The following is a 3,735-nucleotide window of genomic DNA, read 5'->3' on the forward strand; positions in this document are numbered from 1 at the left end:
GACCTACCTCGCGCCCTTCAACAAGCTCGGTGACCTGCACGCCGGCGACAAGATCCTCATCGACACCCGCGCCGGCGTACAGCCCGCGCGGGCCCGGCTCGCAGGCGGCGATGACGTCGAACGCCGGGCGCTTGGGGACGCCGGAGGCGGTCACGGCGGGGAAGAGGGCGGCGAGCGCGTCCCACATGGTCCGGTCGGCGCGCAGCCGGCCGTGCACCCGGGAGCCGAGGTGGTGCACGCTGCCGCGCTCCTTCAGTGCCATGAACTCGCTCACCGTGACGGTGCCGGGCGCGCACAGGCCGCGCAGTTCGGTGTCGGCGAGCTTGACCGAGATGGCGTGCTCGTAGATCTCCTTGGGATCGGTGAGCAGCTCGGCGCGGTTGCGCTCGTCGGCCTGTCGATCGGGCCGCCGCGCGCGGGTGCCCGCCAGGGGCTGGGAGGTGACCCAGCCGTCGGCGGTGACCTCGGCGACCGTCTCCGGGCTGAACCCGGCGGCGCGCAGACCGGGCAGGTCGAGGAGGAAGGAGCGCGCAGGCGTGTTGGCGCGCCGCCCGGTCAGGTACGTGGCGGGGAAGTCGAGGGCGAACGGCACCTCCACCCGGCGGGAGAGGATCACCTTCTCCAGCTCCCCGGCCCGGATCCGTCCGACGGCGGAGGCCACTGCGTCCAGGTACGGGACGGGATCCCCGTCCTCGACGTCCAGCGCCCGCGCGCTCGCGGCCGGGGGAGCGCCGCCGGCCGCCGCCATCGCGAGCACCCGTTCGGCCAAGGCCGCGTCGGTGGTGCGCAGGTCGAGAACTCCTGTGTCGATCTCCGCCTCGAGCCGGGGGACGAGCGCGTGCGCGAGTGTGCCGTCGTAGGTGCCCGCCGTGCCTGCGGGAAGCGCGCTCTCGAACGCCACCCAGCCGTACGCGTGCCAGCCGGGCGGGCAGGTCTCACGCAGGGCCCGGCCCAGCTCGCGTACGGGATGTTCTTCGGTGCGCGGGGCGACCCGCCGCGCGCCGTCCCAGGTGGTGCGCACCGCGGAGGCGTCGACGGCCACCGAGGCCAGGGCGCCGCCGGCGAACCACCAGCGCCCGGCCTGCTCATAGACGACGTACTGGTCGAACAGGCCGGAACGGGCGAGCCGGACCGCGAGCGCGGCGGGGTCGTACGTGCCGGAGATCCGGGTGCGGAGAGGGCGCGAGGCGCCGGCTCGGGAGCGTGCCAGGGCGAGAGCGTCGGTCGTCACGGGATCCGTCCTTGGGGCGTCGCCGGCACGTGGAGGGGCGGCCGGGGCGAGGGAGAAAAGTTAGGTTAGGCTTGCCTAACCTAATCAGCGTAGCTAGTATCCGGCAATGTGTCCATATCTGTCCTGGATCGGCGAATGGAGGGTCCGGTCCGGCGATTGACGCGAAACTTTTACCGCGCTTTTACGGAGGTCTCGTGAGACCGATGCCAGCACCGGACGAGCCGGGCGGCGGAGCATTTGACATCAACGTTCTCAGGGGCGACGTCGCCGAGGTTCTCGGGGTTTCGCCGGGTCAGGTCGGGGACAACGCCAACCTCGTCGCGCTCGGCCTCGACTCGGTGAAGATGATGGCGATGTCCGCGCGTCTGCGCCGATACGGCGTGCGTGTACGGTTCGCGAGCATGGTCGAGCAGCCGACCGTCGCCGGCTGGTGGCGGCTGGCCTCGGAGGCCTGATGGTGACCGCGAACGACGCCACGTCGGACTGGGTGCGCTCTTTCCGCGCCGGCCCGCCCGCGGCGCGCAGGCTGGTCTGCTTCCCGCACGCCGGAGGTGGCGCGGGCTTCTACCGGCCGTTCGCCAAGGCGTTCCCGGCCGGGGTCGACGTCCAGGTCGTGCAGTACCCGGGGCGGGAGACGCGCGCGAGTGAGCCGCTCGTGGAGGACATGGAGACGCTCGCCGACCGGGCGGCCGAGGCGCTCGCACCCCTGCTGGACCGCCCCACCGCCGTCTTCGGCCACAGCATGGGCGGCTCGGTGGCGTACGAGGTGGTCAGGCGGCTGGAGGCGGCGGGGGGCCGGCGACCCGACCTGCTGTTCGTCTCCGCGCGGCAGGCTCCTGCGGTCCGGCGCGACGGCCACGTGCACGAGTTGGACGACGAGCGGTTCGTCAAGGTCCTGCGCGCCACCGGCGGAACCCCGACCGAGCTGATGGACAACCCGGAGATGCGGGAGTATCTGCTCCCCATCATCCGCAACGACTATCGCCTGATCGAGCGCTATCGGCCCGAGCCGGGACCGCGTCTGGCCACCGGGATCGTCGCGATCGCCGCCGACGACGACATGACGGTGACGCCCGAGGAGGTCGCGCCCTGGGCGGAGGCCACCGACGGCGGGTTCGCGCAGGTCCGGTTCGCGGGCGACCACTTCTACCTGCTGGAGCGGACGGCGGACCTCGTCGACACCGTACACCGGCGACTGCGTTGGGATCGCTTTTCCATGCCCTGACAAAAACCACGACATATCTCTCGGAATCAGTTTCGAACATCACTGAGCGCGGAGTTCTCCGCCGCATGCGCGAATGCGCCGAGGAAAGGCCGAACACGTGTCCCAAGACCATTCCCGCGAAGAGTCAGATCGAGGCGAGAGACCGCCGGCCGTCGCCGTCATCGGAATGGCGGTGCGGCTGCCGGGCGCGTCCACGCCGGAGGCGTTCTGGCGCAATCTGCGGGCCGGTGTGGAGTCGGTCACCACCTTCTCCGACGACGACCTGCTCGCCGCGGGGTCCTCCCCGGACGACCCGGCCCTCGTGCGGAGCCGGCCGGTGCTGGCCGACCCGGAGTGGTTCGACGCCGCCTTCTTCGGCTACAGCCCCGGCGAGGCGGCCACGATCGACCCGCAGCACCGGCTCTTCCTGGAGTGCGCGTGGGAGGCGCTGGAGGCGGCCGGGCGCCCCCCTCGCGCCCACCGCGACCTGTCCGTCAGCGTCTTCGCGGGCGCGGGTCCCGACACCTACTTCCTGCACAACCTGCACCCGTACGGCGGCGGCGCCCTGGACAACCTCGTGGGGAACAGCGGCGACTTTCTCGCCGCGCGGGTGTCGTACCAGCTCGACCTGACCGGCCCCAGCGTGAACGTACAGGCGGGCTGCTCGACGTCCCTGGTCGCCGTGCATCTCGCGGTGCAGAGCCTGCTCGGCGGGGAGTCCGACCTCGCGCTCGCCGGAGGCACCACGATCTACTTCCCGCAGCGTGGCGGCTACACCTACCGCGAGGGGGGCGTGAACTCCCCGGACGGTCACTGCCGGGCGTTCGACGCCGGGGCCGACGGCACCACACCCGGAGACGGCGTCGTCGTGCTGGCCCTGCGCCGCCTCGCCGACGCGATCGAGGCGGGCGACCCCGTCCTCGGCCTGATCCGCGGGACCGCCGTGAACAACGACGGTGGACGCAAGTCCGGGTTCACCGCGCCGGCGGTGGATCCCCAGGTCGACGTCGTCGCCGAGGCGCTCGGCGTCGCGGGCGTCGCCCCGGCGGACGTCGGCTACGTCGAGGCCCACGGCACCGGGACCCGCATGGGCGACGCCCTGGAGATCACCGCGCTCGCCGAGGGGTACGCGGGCGCGCCCCCGGGCAGCTGCCGGCTCGGCACCGCCAAGCCCAACGTCGGCGACACGTGGGCGGCGGCCGGCGCGGTGGGCCTGGCCAAGGTGCTGCTGGCGTTCGAGCACGAGGAACTGCCACCGACCATCAACTGCGCCGAGCCGAACCCCGCCATCGACTTCGCC

At 72.4% G+C, this 3,735-nt stretch carries 4 protein-coding genes; 3 read left to right on the forward strand and 1 reads right to left on the reverse strand.

Going from position 1 to position 3,735, the window contains the following annotated elements:
* The coding region (locus ACFFNX_RS44805) for a salicylate synthase (RefSeq protein WP_378212364.1) at window positions 1-1,231 on the reverse strand (1,231 nt) is incomplete at its 3' end.
* Window positions 1,232-1,434: 203 nt separating this feature from the next.
* Here ACFFNX_RS44805 and ACFFNX_RS44810 point away from each other — a divergent pair.
* From ACFFNX_RS44810 to ACFFNX_RS44820, 3 genes are all read left to right on the forward strand, one after another.
* Window positions 1,435-1,686, forward strand: coding sequence for a phosphopantetheine-binding protein (locus ACFFNX_RS44810; protein ID WP_378212365.1), 252 nt, complete (start codon window positions 1,435-1,437; stop codon window positions 1,684-1,686).
* Window positions 1,686-2,456 carry a thioesterase II family protein gene (locus ACFFNX_RS44815; RefSeq protein ID WP_378212366.1) on the forward strand — a complete coding sequence of 257 codons (771 nt, stop codon included), beginning with the start codon at window positions 1,686-1,688 and terminating at the stop codon, window positions 2,454-2,456. Before ACFFNX_RS44810 ends, ACFFNX_RS44815 begins: the two co-directional genes overlap by 1 nt.
* A gap of 73 nt (window positions 2,457-2,529) precedes the next feature.
* Window positions 2,530-3,735 (forward strand): beta-ketoacyl [acyl carrier protein] synthase domain-containing protein (locus ACFFNX_RS44820; protein ID WP_378212367.1); only part of this gene is annotated, 1,206 nt, incomplete at its 3' end.

Origin of the sequence: Actinoallomurus acaciae (assembly GCF_042429965.1) — a bacterium.
Lineage (GTDB): Bacteria > Actinomycetota > Actinomycetes > Streptosporangiales > Streptosporangiaceae > Actinoallomurus > Actinoallomurus acaciae.

Bases quoted from the DNA above. Each gene is read 5' to 3' on its own strand.
- ACFFNX_RS44810 (WP_378212365.1), top strand. From the start codon at position 1,435: ATGCCAGCACCGGACGAGCCGGGCGGCGGAGCATTTGACATCAACGTT.
- ACFFNX_RS44815 (WP_378212366.1), top strand. From the start codon at position 1,686: ATGGTGACCGCGAACGACGCCACGTCGGACTGGGTGCGCTCTTTCCGC.